The sequence below is a fragment of the Stenotrophomonas sp. SPM genome (assembly GCF_003105135.1).
Taxonomy (GTDB): Bacteria; Pseudomonadota; Gammaproteobacteria; order Xanthomonadales; family Xanthomonadaceae; genus Stenotrophomonas.
In genome coordinates, this window is record NZ_QETL01000038.1 from 17,098 (window position 1) to 34,043 (window position 16,946).

Annotated in this window: 12 protein-coding genes; 6 read left to right on the forward strand and 6 right to left on the reverse strand. The window is 68.6% G+C overall.

Annotated features, from left to right (window positions below; all coding sequences use genetic code 11):
- Positions 1–83 precede the first annotated feature (83 nt).
- The 3 genes from DCO49_RS10285 to DCO49_RS10295 all read left to right on the forward strand — a co-directional run bounded on the left by DCO49_RS10285 (position 84) and on the right by DCO49_RS10295 (position 2,923).
- Positions 84–761: a TetR/AcrR family transcriptional regulator gene (locus tag DCO49_RS10285; RefSeq protein WP_116863952.1), complete on the forward strand. Its 678-nt coding sequence runs from the start codon at positions 84–86 to the stop codon at positions 759–761.
- A 139-nt stretch (positions 762–900) separates the two neighbouring features.
- A complete protein-coding gene (locus DCO49_RS10290; protein WP_116863953.1) occupies positions 901–1,548 on the forward strand; it encodes a protein-L-isoaspartate O-methyltransferase in 648 nt (215 codons plus the stop codon).
- 16 nt (positions 1,549–1,564) lie between these two features.
- Positions 1,565–2,923 (forward strand): TolC family outer membrane protein, encoded by a 1,359-nt coding sequence (locus tag DCO49_RS10295; protein ID WP_108769940.1) that lies wholly within the window; start codon positions 1,565–1,567, stop codon positions 2,921–2,923.
- Positions 2,924–3,071: 148 nt separating this feature from the next.
- On the opposite strand, the gene DCO49_RS10300 is transcribed toward DCO49_RS10295, so the two are convergent.
- Both DCO49_RS10300 and waaA read right to left on the reverse strand, forming a co-directional pair.
- The gene (locus tag DCO49_RS10300; protein WP_243402707.1) at positions 3,072–4,328 is read right to left on the reverse strand and encodes an amino acid transporter; all 1,257 of its coding nucleotides are present in this window, start codon (positions 4,326–4,328) and stop codon (positions 3,072–3,074) included.
- Between the two features lie 213 nt (positions 4,329–4,541).
- Entirely contained in the window at positions 4,542–5,840 is a 1,299-nt protein-coding gene (waaA, locus tag DCO49_RS10305) for a lipid IV(A) 3-deoxy-D-manno-octulosonic acid transferase (RefSeq protein WP_116863954.1), read from the reverse strand.
- 60 nt (positions 5,841–5,900) lie between these two features.
- On the opposite strand from waaA, the gene DCO49_RS10310 reads away from it, so the two are divergent.
- The gene (locus tag DCO49_RS10310; RefSeq protein ID WP_116863955.1) at positions 5,901–6,818 is read left to right on the forward strand and encodes an LpxL/LpxP family Kdo(2)-lipid IV(A) lauroyl/palmitoleoyl acyltransferase; all 918 of its coding nucleotides are present in this window, start codon (positions 5,901–5,903) and stop codon (positions 6,816–6,818) included.
- 55 nt (positions 6,819–6,873) lie between these two features.
- On the opposite strand, the gene DCO49_RS10315 is transcribed toward DCO49_RS10310, so the two are convergent.
- The 4 genes from DCO49_RS10315 to DCO49_RS10330 all read right to left on the reverse strand — a co-directional run bounded on the left by DCO49_RS10315 (position 6,874) and on the right by DCO49_RS10330 (position 12,363).
- Positions 6,874–8,205: an O-antigen ligase family protein gene (locus tag DCO49_RS10315; protein WP_116863956.1), complete on the reverse strand. Its 1,332-nt coding sequence runs from the start codon at positions 8,203–8,205 to the stop codon at positions 6,874–6,876.
- Positions 8,186–9,301 (reverse strand): glycosyltransferase, encoded by a 1,116-nt coding sequence (locus DCO49_RS10320; RefSeq protein WP_116863957.1) that lies wholly within the window; start codon positions 9,299–9,301, stop codon positions 8,186–8,188. The genes DCO49_RS10315 and DCO49_RS10320 overlap by 20 nt, the downstream gene beginning before the upstream one ends.
- 12 nt (positions 9,302–9,313) lie before the next feature.
- The gene (locus DCO49_RS10325; RefSeq protein ID WP_108769947.1) at positions 9,314–9,511 is read right to left on the reverse strand and encodes a zinc-finger domain-containing protein; all 198 of its coding nucleotides are present in this window, start codon (positions 9,509–9,511) and stop codon (positions 9,314–9,316) included.
- A gap of 110 nt (positions 9,512–9,621) precedes the next feature.
- Entirely contained in the window at positions 9,622–12,363 is a 2,742-nt protein-coding gene (locus DCO49_RS10330) for a TonB-dependent receptor (RefSeq protein ID WP_116863958.1), read from the reverse strand.
- A gap of 417 nt (positions 12,364–12,780) precedes the next feature.
- Here DCO49_RS10330 and DCO49_RS10335 point away from each other — a divergent pair, with 417 nt between their 5' ends.
- Together DCO49_RS10335 and DCO49_RS10340 are read left to right on the forward strand one after the other, a co-directional pair.
- A complete protein-coding gene (locus DCO49_RS10335) occupies positions 12,781–16,125 on the forward strand; it encodes a GH92 family glycosyl hydrolase (protein ID WP_116863959.1) in 3,345 nt (1,114 codons plus the stop codon).
- Between the two features lie 4 nt (positions 16,126–16,129).
- On the forward strand, positions 16,130–16,876 hold the full coding sequence (locus DCO49_RS10340; RefSeq protein ID WP_116863960.1) for a basic secretory protein-like protein: 747 nt from the start codon (positions 16,130–16,132) through the stop codon (positions 16,874–16,876).
- Positions 16,877–16,946: the final 70 nt, after the last annotated feature.

Genomic DNA, 16,946 nt, shown 5'->3' on the forward strand with positions numbered 1-16,946 from the left:
GAGCCGGCACGAGGGCCAGCCCCAATTTAGTAAACTGGCCGGTATAGTATAAATATCGAACCGGTTGGTCTAGTATTACGGGAATGAGTTCTCCCACTTCCCGCAAAGCATCGGCCAAGCCTGCTGGCAAGGCCGCCGGTCCCGGGCGTCCGAAGGACCTCGGCAAGCGCGCGGCGATCCTCGAAGCGGCCAAGACCCTGTTCGTCGAACAGGGCTATACCGGCGTGAGCATGGACAGCATCGCCGCCCAGGCGGGCGTATCGAAGCTGACCGTTTACAGCCATTTCGGCGATAAAGAAACGCTTTTCACCGAAGCTGTGCAGTCCAAGTGCATGGAGATGCTGCCGGACGCGCTGTTTGTGGCCGATGCCGAAGGCCCGCTGCGCGACCAGCTGCTGGGCATCGGCCAGGCCTTCTTCGAGATGATCACCTCCGATGCGGCGATCTCGGTGCAGCGGGTGATGATGGCCCCGGAGACCGACGAACGCCTGCGCGAACTGTTCTGGCAGGCCGGCCCGGAGCGCACCTGCGAGGCACTGGCCGATTTCCTGCGCTCGCGCACCGCGCGCGGCGAGCTGGAGATCAGCGATTTCCGCCTGGCCGGCCAGCAGTTCCTGACCCTCATCAAGGGCGAAGTCCATATGAACCGGATGTGCGGCATGCCGCTGTCACCGGGACAGTGCGATGCTTCCAGCCACGTGCCCGACAGCGTCGATTTCTTCCTGCGCGCCTATGCGCCGCGAGGGTCTGGAACCGCCTGAAGCACCAAACTGAACGAACCGGAGGTCGCGATGACTTCCGGCACTGCGACCCCGGCCGCCCGAAAGCTGATGCTCTGGGCGCGCCGCCGGCCTCCGGCACCGGTAAAATGGCCGGCCCACTGCGCTGGATTTGAACCTCATGACGATTGATTACGCCCACGCCCGCGAACTGATGGTGGAACAGCAGATCCGTCCCTGGGACGTGCTGGACATCAAGGTGCTCGACGTGCTCGCCCGCCTGCCGCGCGAGGCCTTTGTCGCCGACGCGCACCGGGCGCTGGCCTATGCCGACGTCGAACTGCCGATCGGCAACGGCCAGAAGATGATGAAGCCGGTCATCGAGGGCCGTACCCTGCAGGCGCTGGATCTGCAGCCAGGTGACGAAGTGCTGGAAATCGGCACCGGCAGCGGCTTCCTTTCGGCCTGCATCGGCGCGCTGGCGCGCGACGTGCTGAGTCTGGAAATCGACCCGGAGCTGGCCACCGCTGCACGCGCCCGCCTGGATGCTTCGGGCCTGGGCACCAACGTCCGCGTCGAAGTGGCCGATGCCCTGACCTGGCAGACCGAGCGCCGTTTTGACGTGATCTGTGTCACTGGCGCGGTTGACGTGGTGCCGTCACAGTTCGCCTCGTGGCTGCGTCCCGGTGGTCGCCTGTTCGTGATCCACGGCCGCTCGCCGGCGATGGAAGCCCTGCTGGTCAAGGCCGACGGCAGCACCGAATCGCTGTTCGAAACCGATATCGATTACCTGCGCGGTGCCGCCCCGGCACCCCAGTTCCACCTCTGAGTCCAAGGAAGCCGCAATGATCCGCCGATCCCTCGCTGTTGCGCTGGCCACTGCCCTGCTGCCGTTGTCCGCCCATGCCGCCGACCTGCTGCAGGTCTATGAAATGGCACGCAATGGCGATCCGCAACTGTCGGCCGCCGAATCGACCCGGCTGTACGACAAGGAAGGCGCCGTGCAGGCGCGTGCCGCGCTGCTGCCGCAGATCAACGGCACCGCCTCGTTGAACCGCACGCGCACCGAAGCCGATGCCGATGCCAACTCCGGCACCGTCACCAGCAAGCGCCGCAACTATACGATCGACGGCAGCCAGACGCTGTTCAACTGGACGCAGATCAACAACCTGCGCTCGCAGCGTGAGCTGAGCAAGGCGGCGGATTTCACCCTCGATTCGGCCAACGACAGCCTGATCGTGCGCAGCTCGGCGGCCTACTTCAACGTGCTGGTGGCGATCGAATCGCTGAACGCCGCACAGACCAATGAAGCGGCCGCGAAGAAGCAGTTCGACTTCGCCGACAAGCGCCTGGAAGTGGGCCTGGCGCCGATCACCGACGTGCACGAAGCACGTGCCCAGTACGACCAGGCACGCGCCAACACCATCGTTGCGCAGAACACCCTGGCCGATAACTACCAGGCCCTGACCGAACTGACCGGCCAGCCGGTGATGAACCTGAAGGGCCTGCCGGCCGACTTCCGTCCGGAAGTGCCAGCCAACCGCGGCAACATCAGCGAACTGGTGCAGCAGGCGACCAGCCAGAACCCGGCGCTGAAGGCGCAGGAACTGAAGGTCAGCGCGGCTGAAGCCGGCGTGCAGGCTGCACGCGGCGGCCATTACCCGACCCTGTCGCTGGGCGGCAGCTGGGGCAAGAGCGCGACCTGGGGCGACAGCGTCGGTTCCGGTTCGCTGTCCCCGGACGCACGCACCAACAGCATCGGCCTGACCCTGAGCGTGCCGATCTTCTCCGGCGGTGCCACCCAGTCCGGCGTGCGCCAGGCGCTGGCCCAGCGTGACATCGCCCAGGACGGCTACGAGCAGCAGAAGCGTGCCCTGGACCGCAACACCCGCAATGCCTACCAGACCCTGGTGCAGGGCATCAGCGAAGTGGAAGCCCGCCGCCTGGCGGTGGTCTCGGCGCAGAGCGCGTATGACGCGTCGCAGGTCGGCCTGGAAGTGGGTACCCGCACCGTGCTGGACGTGATCCAGAACCAGCGCATCCTGTTCTCGGCGCAGCTGGACTACGCCAACGCCCGCTACACCTTCCTGCAGAATCGCCTGCTGCTGAGCCAGTCGCTCGGTGCGCTGGACGTGGCCGAACTGCAGGACATCAACCGCCTGCTGACCCAGGATGCCGGCAACCCGGCCACGACCACGAACTGAGTCGTCGCCCTTCCGGTAGAACGAAGAAGCCACCCGCGAGGGTGGCTTTTTTGTGTATGCGAGTCGCAAGGTGTGCATTCACGCGTGGCATGGATCCAAGGGCAGTAGAGCCACCCCACGCGTGGCTGCCGTGCGCGATCACGCCTCCCTACCCCTGCCAGAGCTGGATGTGCCGGGCCAGCGGCACCAGGCACAACACGGCCGCCAACGGTGCGAACAGGTAGATCCACACCGTGCGCTGCCACGGCACCTGGCCCTGTGGCCGCAGCAGGCCCAGGCACAACACCGCCAGCAACGGCAGCACGCCAAGGCCTGGCGGCAGTATCGCGCGTTCGGGCAGCCACGGCACCAGCAGCATTGCCAGCGTGGCCACGCCCAGAGCCAGCGTCGCCCGCCCCGGGTCGCGGTTGTCGTGATCAGCGGCACCCGGCCGCCGCCACAGCGCCGGCAGCAGTTCCACCGCCAGCAGCAGCACCACCACCTGCAGCGCCATCAGCCCGGCCCAGCCTGCCACCGGCAGCAGCGGCAGCATCCACTGCAGCTGCGGCACCGCCTGCACGGCCACCGACAGCGGCCGCGTGCTGTCCAGCGCCGCGAACTGCACCAGGCCCGACTGCAGCGCCGCCAGCCCCATCAGCAGCAGCATGGCCGCCAGGACCGCACCACCGGCCACCTGGGTCAGCTGCCGGTGCGGACGCTGCACCCGCGGCGCCACGCCCAGCAGCAGGCCCGCGCTGGCAAACACCCCCAACAGCGGTACGGCCGCAGCCACCACGCCCCCCAGGCCGAATCGATGCGGGCCGGTGGAGGACGGCATCCACGGCACCCAGTTGCCGTAATGCACGTAGCGCGCAGCCACCACCACCAGCAGCAGGCCCAGGCCGACTTTCACGGTCAGCAGCACGCAGGCGACCAGCAGCGTACGACGGGGCCGCAGCATGGCCGCAAGGCCCACCGGCAGCAGGCCCAGCGCCGCCGCCATGGATATCGGCAACCAGCGCTGCGGTGGTACGCCCAGGGCGCAGGCTACGGCGTTCAGGTGGCGGGCCCCCGACTGCGCGGCACCGGCGAGGGTGGCCAACAGATCCAGCAGCAACAAGGCCAGCAGGACGGCCGCCAGACGCTGCCCACAGATACCGTGCAACAACGCAGGCAACCCTGCCGCATCCGGCGTGCGGCGCATGACCTCACGCAGGCAGAACAGCAGCGGCGCCGTGCCCACGGCCGCCAGCAACAGGCTCAGCACGATGGCCGGCCCCGCGCGTGCCGCGGTGTTCTGGCTGACCAGCGCGATCACGCTGCCCCCGATCAGCAGGGTCAGCGCCAGCACCAGCAGGTGGTCGCTGCCCAACCGGTCGAACGCCGCGCGCCCGCTGCGCAGACCGGCACCGCTGTCGTCCTTCATCGCAAGCTCCCTTGATGCCATCCAAGCGTGATGGTCATCAGGCTGGCAGCACGGCCCCAGGGACGGAATCAGAATCGGCCGAACGTGTGCCGCGTTGTGATGGCAGCCACGGTGCGACGATGCCTGGCGGTCCGACTACGACAGCGCGGAGGGCATCAAGCAGGCTTGAATCTGTTGAACGCGACAGTACCGGGACGGCACCGTGCGCCAGCTTCAGTCGCGCGGCGGCGGCAGGTGCGGTGCGACCAGCGCCAGCGTGCGCTGCAGCGCCCCGCGGCCGTTGCTCACCAGCGTGCAACCGGCCCGCGCCATGTCTTCGCGGGCCTGCGCGTCGTCCAGCAGGTGCTGCAGCAGATCGCCCACCGCCTGCACGTCCTCGCCGATCAGCAGCGCCCCGGCCTCGCGCATGCGCCGCGAGATCTCGGAGAAATTATGCAGGTGCGGACCGGTCACCGCAGCCGTGCCCATTGCCGCCGGTTCCAGCAGGTTGTGCCCGCCGATAGCCTGCAGGCTGCCGCCCACGAAGGCGACCTGCGCACAGCCATAGAACGGCATCAGTTCGCCCAGCGTATCGATGACGAACACCTCCGTGCCCGCACCCGGCCACTGCTGCGCGCGGCGCGTGGCCACGCTCCAGCCCTGCTCGCGGGCCAGCGCTTCGACCTTCGGGAAGCGTTCGGGATGGCGCGGTGCCCACAGCAGCAGCAGGTCCGGATGGCGCTCGCGCAGGCGCCGATGCAGGTCGATCACCGCCTGCTCTTCGCCATCGTGGGTGCTGGCAGCGATCCACACAGGCCGCTTGGCCGGCACCTGCGCATGGAACTGGGCCACGAACGGCCGCACATCCGGCGTGGTGATGTCGAACTTCAGGTTGCCCAGCGCCTGTACCTGCTCCGGTGCCGCACCGAGCTGCACGAAGCGCGCCGCGTCGTCTTCCGACTGCGCGGCCACGCAGGTGACGGTGCGCAGCGCGCGGCGGATGAGCGCGGCCAGCACCCGGTAGCCGCGCAGCGAGCGGGCCGACAGGCGGGCGTTGAGGATGTAGACCGGGATGCGGCGGTCGCGGCAGCCGAACAGCATGTTCGGCCACAGCTCGGTTTCCAGGATCAGCGCCAGGCTGGGCTGGAAATGGCCGAGGAAACGGTTGACGCTGCCCGGCACGTCATACGGCAGGTAGACGTGGTCCAGCGCATCGCCCCACAGCGCGCGCACCCGCTCCGACCCGGTCGGGGTGATGGTGGTGATGACCCAGCGGATGTCCGGGCGCTGCTCGCGCAGGGCGTTGACCAGTGGCGCGGCGGCGTTGACCTCGCCCACCGAGACGGCGTGCAGCCAGACCCGCGGCTGGCCGGTCGGCTGCGGATAGGACGCATAGCGTTCATCCCAGCGCCGGAAGTATTCACGGACCCGGAAACCGCGCCAGACCAGGTGGTACACGGTGATTGGCAGCAGGATGTAGAGCACGACCGAATACAGGCCGCGCAGGATCCATTCGACAGGGTCTTTACGCATGCGGCAAGGATACGGGAGCCCCCCGGGAAAGACACGCGGCGGGGTTGGTAGAATGGCGGCATGTCCGATGCCTCTACCGCCGTCCGCCCGTCCCTGGCCGATCCCCGCAACTGGCCGATGTTCGCGGCCATGTTCGCTGCCTTCGGCATCGCCCGGCTGCCCTGGATGCTGCAGCGCGCGCTCGGCCGCGGCGTCGGCTGGATCACCTGGCGCCTGCTCGGCAGCCGCCGCCGTGCCGCCGAGGTGAACCTGAAGCTGTGCTTCCCCGAGAAGGACGAAGCCTGGCGCAACCGCCTGGTGCGCGACAGCTTCGATGCCCTCGGCGTGGGCATCTTCGAATGCGCGCGTTCGTGGTGGGGCAGCATCGACAGCATCCGCCCGCAGGTCCAGATCGAGGGCCTGGAGCACCTCAAGCAGATGCAGGCCGAAGGCCGCGGCGTGCTGCTGGTGTCAGGGCACTTCATGACCCTGGAGATGTGCGGCCGCCTGCTGTGCGACCACGTCGACCTGTCGGGCATGTACCGCAAGCACAAGAACCCGGTGTACGAGTGGGCGGTGAAGTTCGGCCGCCTGCGCTACGCCAAGGCGATGTACGCCAACGAGGACATTCGTGCCACCGTGCGCCACCTGAAGAAGGGCGGCTTCCTGTGGTACGCGCCGGACCAGGACATGCGCGGCAAGGACACCGTGTTCGTGCCGTTCTTCGGCCACACCGCCGCCACCATCACCGCCACCCACCAGCTGGCGCGGATGACCGGCTGCGCGGTGATCCCCTACTTCCACCGCCGCGAAGGCGGAAAGTACTTCCTGAAGATCGGCGCGCCGCTGGAGAACTTCCCCAGCGAGGACGTGGAAGCCGATACCACGCGGGTCAACCAGGCCATCGAACAGATGGTGCGCGAGGCCCCGGACCAGTATCTGTGGATCCATCGGCGGTTCAAGCGCCAGCCCGGTGGCAGAAGCGATTTCTACAAATAACCGTTTCCACCGATAACCGGGAAAGGCCCAACCACGCATCGGCGTGGATACGCGATCACACCGCTTTCGGTGCGTCGTCCGGTTCGCGGGCCAGCAACGTGCCGACGAACAACGCAGCCAACAACACCGTCACCCCGCCCCAGAACGCGGAATAGAACGCGAGGTGGGTGTTGAGCGGGAACACGGTGGCGGCCAGCGCCAGCATTGCCGGGCGCGCGCGGTCACGGGCCGCGGGCGGTGCGAAACGCCAGGCGCGCCACGCCTGGGCGACGGCGGCCAGCCACAGCAGCAGCCCCAGCACGCCGGTTTCGGCGAGGATTTCCAGCACGATCTGGTGGGCGTGCAGCGCCGGTTCGGCGCCCCACACCGCGGGCCCATCGTCACCGACGCACTGCGGGTACGCATCGCGGAAGCCGCGTGCGCCCACGCCGTTGATCGGGTGTTCGGCAATCATGCAACCGGCCGCACTCCAGATGCGCCCGCGTCCGGACAGCGCCTGGTCGACGCCCTCGGTGCCGCCGTCCCAGACCATCGCGGTGCGCGCCACGCGCTCGCGCAGCTGCGGCACGCTGGCGGCCAGTGCCGCCGTGGCCAGCAGGCCGACCACTGCCAGCAGGCCCAGCCGTTTCCAGCCGAGCTGGCGCATGCCGCTGTAGGCCACGATCACCGCGAAGGTGATCCACGACGCGCGCGAACCGGCCAGCAGCAGCACGATGGCCAGCGCCGCACCGGCGAGCAGCCAGCCCGGCGTACCGAAGCGGCGTGCGGCGGGGAGCAGCAGGAACGGCGAGAGGCTGGCCAGGACCTGGCCGAACTTGAGGTTGCACGGCCCCAGCGGACCACTGAGGCGGTCAGCCAGGGCCATTTCCTCGGCCGGGCACAGCGCGTGGCCGCTGACCGCCAGCTTCAGCTGCTGCAGCGACCAGAACCACGGGCTGGTACCGGCCATCGCCTGTACCAGCGCATCCAGCGTCCACAGCGCGGTGATCAGCGCCAGGCCACCGAAGATCAGGCGCCGCCGCTGCGGGGTGGCCACGGCGATCGCCACCAGCCACATGAAGGGCAGGTAGCGCAGGCCGGCGGCCGCCTTGGTCCACGACGCCGCCGGGTCGATCGCATCGAAGGCGGAGAGCGCCTGTGGCAACCAGTAACCGAGGAACAGGATCGAGGTCAGTGCCCACGCCGCGGGCGTCAGCAGGTGCGGGCGGCGCTGCAGGCGGCGCATGATCATGCGCACTGCGGCATACACCGCGCCGAGGCCGAGCACGGTTTCGGCGATTCCCGGCAGCGGCCACAGGGCCACGTAGGCCAGCACCCACCAAGGCGCCCAGCGCCCGGCGCGCTCGTCACCCGCGATGGGTGCGGCGTCAGCCTGCAAGGTCGGCATAGAGGCGGAGGGTGTCACGCTGCATGGTCTGCAGGGTAAACGGGATACGGCTCGGCAAGGACGGCGGCTGCGCCAGCAGGGCCAGCGCACGTTCACCCAGCGCCCGGGCATCGCCCAGCGGCACGGCGCCGGCCGGCTGCAGCTGCTGCAGCAGTTCGCCCACGCCACCATGGTCCCAGCCCAGCACCGGGCGACCGACCGACAGCGCCTCGACCACGGTACGGCCGAATGCCTCGGGCTTGTCCGACAGCTGCAGGACCAGATCGCTGGCCGCATAGGCCTGGGCGATGCGCGCGGTCGGGGTGCTGATCTGCACCGCCTCGGCCACGCCCAGCGCGGCCGCCTGGCGGCGCAGCTCGGCCACGTAGCTTTCGCGGCCGGGCTCGTCGGTGCCCAGCATCCACAGCTGTGCCGGCACGCCGGCAGCGCGCACGTCGGCCAGCAGCTGCAGTGCGTGCGCATGACCCTTCAGGCGGGTGCCACGGCCCGGCAGCAGCAGCAGTGGGCCGTCGACCTGGGCCAGCCAGGGGTAATCGGCGGCCAGCGCCAGCCGCGGCCGGCGGTCGGCACGGGCCACGCGGGGGAACTGGCCGACATCGACGCCACGCGGAATGACCTGCAGGCGCTGCTCCGGCACCGTCGGGTAATGCTGCCGCACGTAGTCGCGCACCGTGTTGGATACACAGATGACGCGCTCACCGCTGGTCATCACCGCGCTGTAGCGGCTGGGCGAGTTCAGGCCGTGCACGGTGGTCACCCAGTGCGGGCGCTGCGCGGCCGGCATCGCACGGATCGCGTACAGGCCCAGCCACGCCGGCAGGCGCGAGCGCGCATGCACGATGTCCGCACCAACCTCGGCGAACAACCGCCGCAGGGTGGACAGGTGGCGCAGGGTCAGCAGCGACTTGCGGCCGATATCAAGGGTGAGGTGCTCGGCACCGCTGTCCAGCAGCGGCTTCACCAGGCGGCCACCGGCGGACACCACCAGCGCGCGATGGCCGGCGGCGACCAGGGCCGCAGCGATTTCCAGGGTCGAGCGCTCGACGCCACCGGAGTGCAGCGCCGGCAGCAACTGCACCACGGTCAGTCGGCGCATCGAGGTGCCTGCTTAGTCGGCCAGCACGAAGGTGGAACCGCAGTACGGGCACTTCGCCTCGCCGTTGGGCTCGTCTTCGATCGGCAGGTACACGCGCGGATGCGAGTTCCACAGCGCCATTTCCGGAGTCGGGCAGCTCAGCGGCAGGTCGCTGCGGTGCACGGTGTAGCGCTTTTCGGCGTTGGCGGGCGCGGTGGCGGTATGGCTCATGGCGGGTGTCGATGAACGGATTGCGAGGCCTGCGATTCTAGCACCTTGGGGCGGTCCGGCCGCCCCCTGCCCGTTCAAGGCCCCCGGGCGTGCCCGGGGGCCAGCGGCCCTTACTGGAAGTCCAGCGACAGTTCCAGGAAGGCCGAACGGCCGAAGGCGTTGTAGACGCCCTGGTCGTAGTACGGCCAGTTGCCGTTGCTGCGGTCGATCGGCGGCATCTCGTCGGTCAGGTTGTTGACCGTCAGCAGCAGGCTGGCCAGGTCGTTGATGCGGTAGCCGACCGTCGCGTTCCAGGTGGTCCAAGGGCCGATGTCGCGCTGCTCGCCGCGGCTGTCCCAGGTGGGGGCATTGCGTATGCCGAAGGCGCTGGCGGTGAACGGCCCGCGCTTCCAGTTCACGCCCAGCGTGGCGCGGTACTGCAGCTCGTTGGAGTTGGCGCAGCACAGCTGGTCGTAGACCGGGTCGCCTTCCTTGTCCTGGGTGGTGTGCTTGAGCGGCCGGTAGTAGCCGGCATTGACCGCGAAGTCACCCACCGACTGCGTGGCCCAGCGGTAGTCCAGCGCCGCCTGCACGCCGTTCTGGCGCTGGCTGGCGATGTTGATCGGGTACGAGAACACCTTGTCCACGCCGTTCGGGTTGAGCGGATCGGTGGCCGGCTTGCGCTGCACCTGGCCCAGCACCTGCTGGCAGGTGGGCGAGTTGATGTCGAACTGGGTCTGCCCGTTCTCCGAGACGCCCAGGCGGCAGTTGGCCTCGGTGTCGAGGATGCTGTCGGTGCCGAGGATGCGCACTTCGTTCTCGATGACCACCGAGTTGTAGTCCACCGACAGGGTCAAGGCGTTGTCCAGGGTCGACCACACCACGCCATAGGTGAAGGTGCGCGCGGTGATGTCCTTCAGGTCGCGGTTGCCGGTGCTGGAGGACAGCACCGAGAGGCCGGACTGGTCGCACTCGTCGAAGTTGTCGGAGGTGTACCCGGCCTGCCGGCATTGGTAGAGATCGGTGTTGGTGGTGTAGCCACTGCTTTCGCGCGAGAACAGGTAGAACATGTCCGGCGAACGGAAGGCGGTGGCGTAGCTGCCGCGCAGCAGCAGCGATTCGATCGGCCGGTATTCCAGCCCCAGCTTCCAGGTGGCCTTGCCGTTGCCACCGCCGCCCTGCAGCGCGTACTTGTCGTAGCGCCCGGACAGGTTGGCGCTGAACGTATCGATGATCGGCACCTGCAGTTCGGCGCCCAGCGCGTACAGGTCACGCTGGCCCTGCGCCGAGGTGCCGGCGGTCTGCCCGCGGAACAGCACCCCCGCGTTGGGATCGGCCGACTGGTTGAAGAACTTCTCGCGCTGGCCCTGCGCGATCAGCGCGAAACCGACGTCGCCGGCCGGCAGGGTGAACAGCGAGCGATCGGTCAGCAGCGCTGTCACTGCGGTGCGCGACGCACTGGATGCTGCACGGTTGAGGCCGCTGAAGCTGTCGTACTGCTCGCGGTTGATCGGCTGGTACAGCCGCGACAGATCCGGCGCGTAGACCTCGTAGCCATCCTGAATGCCCAGCATCGGCCCCAGGTAGTAGTCGTCAACGCCGTTCTTCGCCAGGAAATCGGTGGATTTGCGGGTGACGTCGGTGCTGGAACGGTTGACGTAGATGTCGTAGTCAAAGCCTCCAAGCACGCCGCGCACGCCGGCGGTGATGTTGAGCGAGCGGGTGTAGACGCGCTGGTCCTTGGCATCCAGGCCGACTTCCTCCGGCGCGTAGATGCGCTGCCACTGTTCGTACTGGCCGCTGGTCTGGTTGTAGAAGGTCTTGTTCCAGAACGGGCTGCCACCGCTGTAGGTGGGCCGGCCGAAGCCGAACAGGATGTCCGAGTACAGCTCGGTGTCCGGGCTGAGGTGGTAGCGCAGGAAGGTGGTGGCGTTGACGTCCTGGCTGGAGTTGTACAGCGACGCGGTGCCGACGTTGTCAGGCGTGCCGCAGTAGTAGCCGCCGCCGGAGATGTCACGGTGCGCGTACACGGTGCTGCCGCCAAACAGGTCCGACAGGGGCGCGCAGGTGGCCGCGCCCGGGTCGATGTAGGCGTTGGGGCCCATGCGCATGCGCAGGAAGCTGCGCGAAGGATCCTGCGGGCCGGTCGGGTTGTCGTTGACGCTGTCGATGCGGCTGCGGTCGAAGGCGTAGATCGCCTTCTGGTTGGTGTATTCCAGCCCGTAGCTGATATCGAGGTTGCCGAAGGTCTGGCCGCTGCTGGCGCTGAAGCGCTGGCTGGAGCCGCCGCCCTGGCTGTAGCCGCCGACGCGGTAGCGCAGGTGGGTGCCTTCGACGCGGTCCTTCAGCACGATGTTGACCACGCCTGCAATGGCCGAGGAGCCATACACCGAGGACTGGCCACCGGTGAGCACGTCGATGCGCTCGACCATGCCCAGCGGGATGTTGGCGATGTCGGCGATGCTCGTGTTGCCGTTGTAGGCCAGCGGGTAGCTGTTGATCGGCCGCCCGTTGATGAGGGTGAGGGTGTAGCTGGGGTCCAGGCCGAACAGGCTGATGGTCTTGGCGCCCGGGGTGTAGAAGCCAGTGCCCTGCGAATCCTGCACCGAGCCGTTCGACACCGGCAGCGAGCGCAGCGCGTCGAACACGGTGGTGAAGCCCTGTGCCTGGATCTGCTCGGCGGTGATGGTGGTGACCGGCGAGGGACCCTCCACCTGTGCGCGCGGGATGAGCGAGCCGGTGACCTTGACCGCATCCAGGTCGCGGGTGCGCGGCGGATCGGTGCCTTCCCCCTGCGGGGTGGACTGGGCCTGTACGGCAAGTGGCGACAACAGCAACGACGACATCAACAACGACAACAACCGGGGTTTCATCAAGCTCTCTCCAGAGGCGGATGACGGTCCAGCCGGTGGGGGGCGGACGGGAAGGTCGTGGATGGACGGCAGTGGCGGGCAACAGCGGGACGGCCATGGGGCCGGCCCGGATCAGAACATGCGGGGCATTCCGGTACAGGGGTGAGCTGGCCACTTTTAAATCGATCCAAGGCAATCTGTCAATAATTTGAAATGAAACGGTTTTGCCGGATTTGGATCGAACTAATTGCACTTGTCAGGGGGCAATGGGCTGAGGCAGGATCGGGGCGATTCCGACCCTGACCCGATCGCACGGCCCGACCCCCACCGGACCGGCATCGCCCCTTTCCACTGCCCCCTGGGCGGCGGGCGCGATGCTGTCCGTGGTGCGTGCCGATGCGGGTTCTGCCTGCCGCCTGCCCTACCGGGAGACCCTGCATGACCCTGTCCGATCCGCGCCGCGCCCTGCTTCCGCTTGCCCTCGCCCTGGCCTGCGCCACCCCCGCCCTGCCCGCACTGGCGCAGGGCCTGCAGACCTCGTTCGAAGCGGGCGAACCGGCACCGGCCAAGGCCGGCGGCGCCCTGCAGGTGCAGATCGGCAACGGCCCGGCCGAGCCCTATGCGGCCAAGCGCAATGTCGGCTACAGCGGCCTGCGCGCCCTGCACTACCAGGCCGGCGGTGGCAGCGCGCGGCGCGAACTGTTCAACACCGACCTGGCCATCGACGCCGATACCACGCTGTCCTGGCTGGTCCTGCCTGAGATCGTCGGCAAGGACACGGTGGCCTCCACCTACGTATCGCTGGACCTGCGCCTGGACGATGGCAGCCGCGTGTCCGCCAGCAACGCGCGCGACCAGCACGGCATCGCCCTCGGCGCACAGGCGCAGGGCGATTCGAAGACGCTGTACCCGCAGCAGTGGGCACGCAAGGCCGTGCGCCTGGGCGACGTGCCGGCGCTGCGCGGCCGCCGCGTGGTCGCCATCGAGCTGGAGGTGGCCAGCGCCGAGGGCGCGCCGGTCTCCGGCTGGATCGACGACGTGCGCCTGGATGCGCAGCCGCGCAACGTGCCGCAGCGGGTTTCGGACTGGGTGCTGACCACCCGCGGCACCCAGGCCAACGGCACCTTCTCGCGCGGCAACAACTTCCCGGCCACGGCGGTGCCGCATGGCTTCAACTTCTGGACCCCGGTGACCGATGCCGGCGCGCTCAACTGGCTGTACCGCTGGAACGAGCAGAACGATGCGAAGAACCGTCCGCAGCTGCAGGCGCTGGCACTGAGCCACCAGCCCAGCCCGTGGATGGGCGACCGCCAGACCTTCCAGGTGATGCCCTCGGCCAGCCGTGGCGTGCCCGAGGCCGACCGTGGCAAGCGCGCGCTGTCCTTCGACCGCAGCCACGAAAGCGCGCGCCCGTACCGCTACGACGTACGCTTCGACAACGGCATCGCCGCGTCCATCGCGCCGACCGACCACGCCGCGCTGTTCCACTTCGCCTTCCCCGAGGGCGGTGATGCCAACCTGCTGTTCGACAACGTCGATGCGCGTGGCGGCCTGAGCCTCGATGCGGCCACGCAGACCCTGAGCGGCTATACGGATACCCGCAGCGGCCTGTCCAACGGCGCCACCCGCATGTTCGTGGTCGCCCGCTTCGACAAGCCGTGGCGCAGCAGCGGCCGCATCGACACCGGCCGCCCCACCGGCTACATCAAGTTCGACGCGGGCAGCGATCGCCAGGTGACCATGCGCATCGCCACCTCGCTGATCTCGGTCGAGCAGGCGCGGCACAACCTGGACCTGGAAATCGCCGCCGCCGACACGCTGGACAGCGTCGCCGGCCGCGCGCAGGACGCCTGGGATGCACGCCTGGCCCGCTTCGACATCGGCAATGCCAGCGACGATGCGAAGACCACGCTGTATTCCAGCCTGTACCGCCTGTACCTGTACCCCAACTCCGGCCATGAAAATGCCGGCACCGCGGCCGCGCCGGACTGGCGCTACGCCAGCCAGGCCAGCGCCGAGGACAACAACACCGACGGCAGCGCCAACCGCAGCTTCGCGCCGGTGCGCGATGGCCAGGTGTACGTCAACAACGGTTTCTGGGATACCTTCCGCACCACGTGGCCGGCCTATGCGCTGTTCACCCCGGACGATGCCGGCAAGCTGGTGCAGGGCTTCATCGAGCAGTACCGCGCGGGTGGCTGGATCGCACGCTGGTCCTCGCCGGGCTACGCGGACCTGATGGTCGGCACCAGCTCGGACGTGGCCTTCGCCGATGCGTGGCTGAAGGGCATCGGTGGCTTCGACCCGGCCGAGGCTTATGCCGCCGCGCTGAAGAACGCCACCGTAGTGCCACCGGACCGCCATGTCGGCCGCAAGGGCATGGACCGCTCGACCTTCCGTGGCTACGCCAGCGCCGACGTGCATGAAGGCATGTCGTGGACGATGGAAGGCGCGTTGAACGACTTCGGCATCGCCAACATGGCGCAGGCCCTGGCCAAGCGCGCGAGCAGCGCCGCCGAACGCGAGCGCTACAGCACCGAGGCCGATTACTTCCGCTACCGCGCGGCCGGCTATTCGACCCTGTTCGACCCGGCCGCCGGCTTCTTCCAGGGCCGCAAGGAAGATGGCAGCTGGCGCCTGGATTCGAAGGCCTACGACCCGCGTGTGTGGGGCTACGACTACACCGAATCCAACGGCTGGACGTTCGCCTTCACCGCCGCGCACGACGGCGAGGGCCTGGCTGCGCTGTACGGTGGCCGCGACAAGCTGGCCGCCAAGCTCGATACGTTCTTCTCGACCCCGGAAACCGCCGACCCGGCGCTGGCCGGTTCCTATGGCGGCACCATCCATGAGATGACCGAAGCGCGCGACGTGCGCATGGGCATGTACGCGCACAGCAACCAGCCGGCGCACCACATCCCGTGGATGTACCTGTACGCCGGGCAGCCGTGGAAGACCCAGCAGCACGTGCGCGAGATCCTGTCGCGCCTTTATGTCGGCAGCGAGATCGGCCAGGGCTACCCGGGCGATGAGGACAACGGCGAGACGTCGGCGTGGTATGTGCTGGCCTCGCTGGGCCTGTACCCGCTGCGCATGGGCGCGCCGGAGTACGTGATCGGCTCGCCGGCCTTCGAGCATGCGCGGGTGGAACTGCAGGGCGGCGCGGTGCTGACCGTCAACGCGGCCAACAACTCGGCGCAGAACGTCTACGTGCAGTCGCTGAAGATCAACGGCAAGCCGTGGACCAAGACCTGGGTGCCGCACGAGATGATCGCCAAGGGTGCGACGCTGGACTTCGTGATGGGCCCGCAGCCCTCGCGCTGGGGCAGCGGTGCCTACGATGTGCCGCGTTCGCTGACCGCGCCGGGCAAGCGCCCGCAGATGCTGCATGACCTGCTCGGCAACGGTGCCCGCGCGGCGCTGGCCGATGGCCGTGCGGTGCCCGCGCTGCTGGACGACGATGCGACCACGGCCGTGCCGCTGGGCGCGGGCGCCACCATTGCACTGACGGTGGTGGGCGATGGCGCGCCGACGATGTACACGCTGACCAGCGGTGAAGGCGCGATCCGCGGTGCCGGATGGACGCTGGAAGCACGCACGGCCGGCGGCCGCTGGACGACGCTGGATGAGCGCCGTAGCGAAGATTTCACCTCGCCGCGGCAGACTCGCCCGTTCCGCATCGCCTCGCCCTCACGCTTTGCAGAGTACCGTCTGCGCGTGGCTGCGCCGGGGCGCCTGCAGCTGGCCGAGATCGAACTGTTGTCGCCCTCCACCGTAAACTGATCCCATGCGCCTTCGCCTGCTGACTCTTGCCCTCGCTGCATTCACCCTGCCCGGCATCGCGCAGGGCCAGCCATCGCAGACCGATGCCTTCGATGGCCAGGTCACGCGCGAAGGCGTGACCCTCTCCTACCAGGATCCCACCGGCGCGCTGTCCGCGCCGGTACGGAAGCGGATCATCGACACGTTCTACTTCGCCTACCTGCGCGAACGGGCGGATTTCCACCCGAAGGCGCCGGCCGACGTGCGCATCGTGATCGACCCGGCCTACAACGGCGTCGCCTACGTGGGCGACAAGGACAAGGCCACCACGATCACCATCAACCCGGGCTGGCTGCTGCAGCACCCCGATGACATCGACCTGGTGACCCACGAGGCGATGCACATCGTGCAGGGCTACCCGAGCTACGGCGACAAGCGCGTGCCGGGCTGGCTGGTGGAAGGCATCGCCGACTACGCACGCGACCGCTATGGCATGGGCAATGCTGCGGCGGGCTGGGCGCTGCCGCAGAAGGTGGGCAAGGGCCAGACCGTGGAAAGCGGCTACCGGGTGACCGGTGCGTTCCTGAAGTGGGCCGAGGGCGAACACCCCGGCCTGGTACTGACGCTGGACAAGGCCCTGCGTGCAGGCCAGTACACCCCGGCGCTGTGGCAGAAGCACGCCGGCAAGGCACTGCCGGCGCTGTGGGCCGAGTACGCCAAGCCGCGTTCGGATGCCCCGCCGCCGGCACCGGCACGACGCGGCAAGCGCTGACCGGTAGCGCCGGGCCATGCCCGGCGGAATGCCTGATTGGCCGCGCTGCGCGCTCGCCGGGCATGGCCCG

Bases quoted from the DNA above. Each gene is read 5' to 3' on its own strand.
- DCO49_RS10300 (WP_243402707.1), bottom strand. From the start codon at position 4,328: ATGAAGGACGACAGCGGTGCCGGTCTGCGCAGCGGGCGCGCGGCGTTC.
- DCO49_RS10285 (WP_116863952.1), top strand. From the start codon at position 84: ATGAGTTCTCCCACTTCCCGCAAAGCATCGGCCAAGCCTGCTGGCAAG.
- DCO49_RS10330 (WP_116863958.1), bottom strand. From the start codon at position 12,363: ATGAAACCCCGGTTGTTGTCGTTGTTGATGTCGTCGTTGCTGTTGTCG.
- DCO49_RS10315 (WP_116863956.1), bottom strand. From the start codon at position 8,205: ATGCCGACCTTGCAGGCTGACGCCGCACCCATCGCGGGTGACGAGCGC.
- DCO49_RS10335 (WP_116863959.1), top strand. From the start codon at position 12,781: ATGACCCTGTCCGATCCGCGCCGCGCCCTGCTTCCGCTTGCCCTCGCC.
- DCO49_RS10290 (WP_116863953.1), top strand. From the start codon at position 901: ATGACGATTGATTACGCCCACGCCCGCGAACTGATGGTGGAACAGCAG.
- DCO49_RS10320 (WP_116863957.1), bottom strand. From the start codon at position 9,301: ATGCGCCGACTGACCGTGGTGCAGTTGCTGCCGGCGCTGCACTCCGGT.
- DCO49_RS10325 (WP_108769947.1), bottom strand. From the start codon at position 9,511: ATGAGCCATACCGCCACCGCGCCCGCCAACGCCGAAAAGCGCTACACC.
- DCO49_RS10295 (WP_108769940.1), top strand. From the start codon at position 1,565: ATGATCCGCCGATCCCTCGCTGTTGCGCTGGCCACTGCCCTGCTGCCG.
- DCO49_RS10340 (WP_116863960.1), top strand. From the start codon at position 16,130: ATGCGCCTTCGCCTGCTGACTCTTGCCCTCGCTGCATTCACCCTGCCC.
- waaA (WP_116863954.1), bottom strand. From the start codon at position 5,840: ATGCGTAAAGACCCTGTCGAATGGATCCTGCGCGGCCTGTATTCGGTC.
- DCO49_RS10310 (WP_116863955.1), top strand. From the start codon at position 5,901: ATGTCCGATGCCTCTACCGCCGTCCGCCCGTCCCTGGCCGATCCCCGC.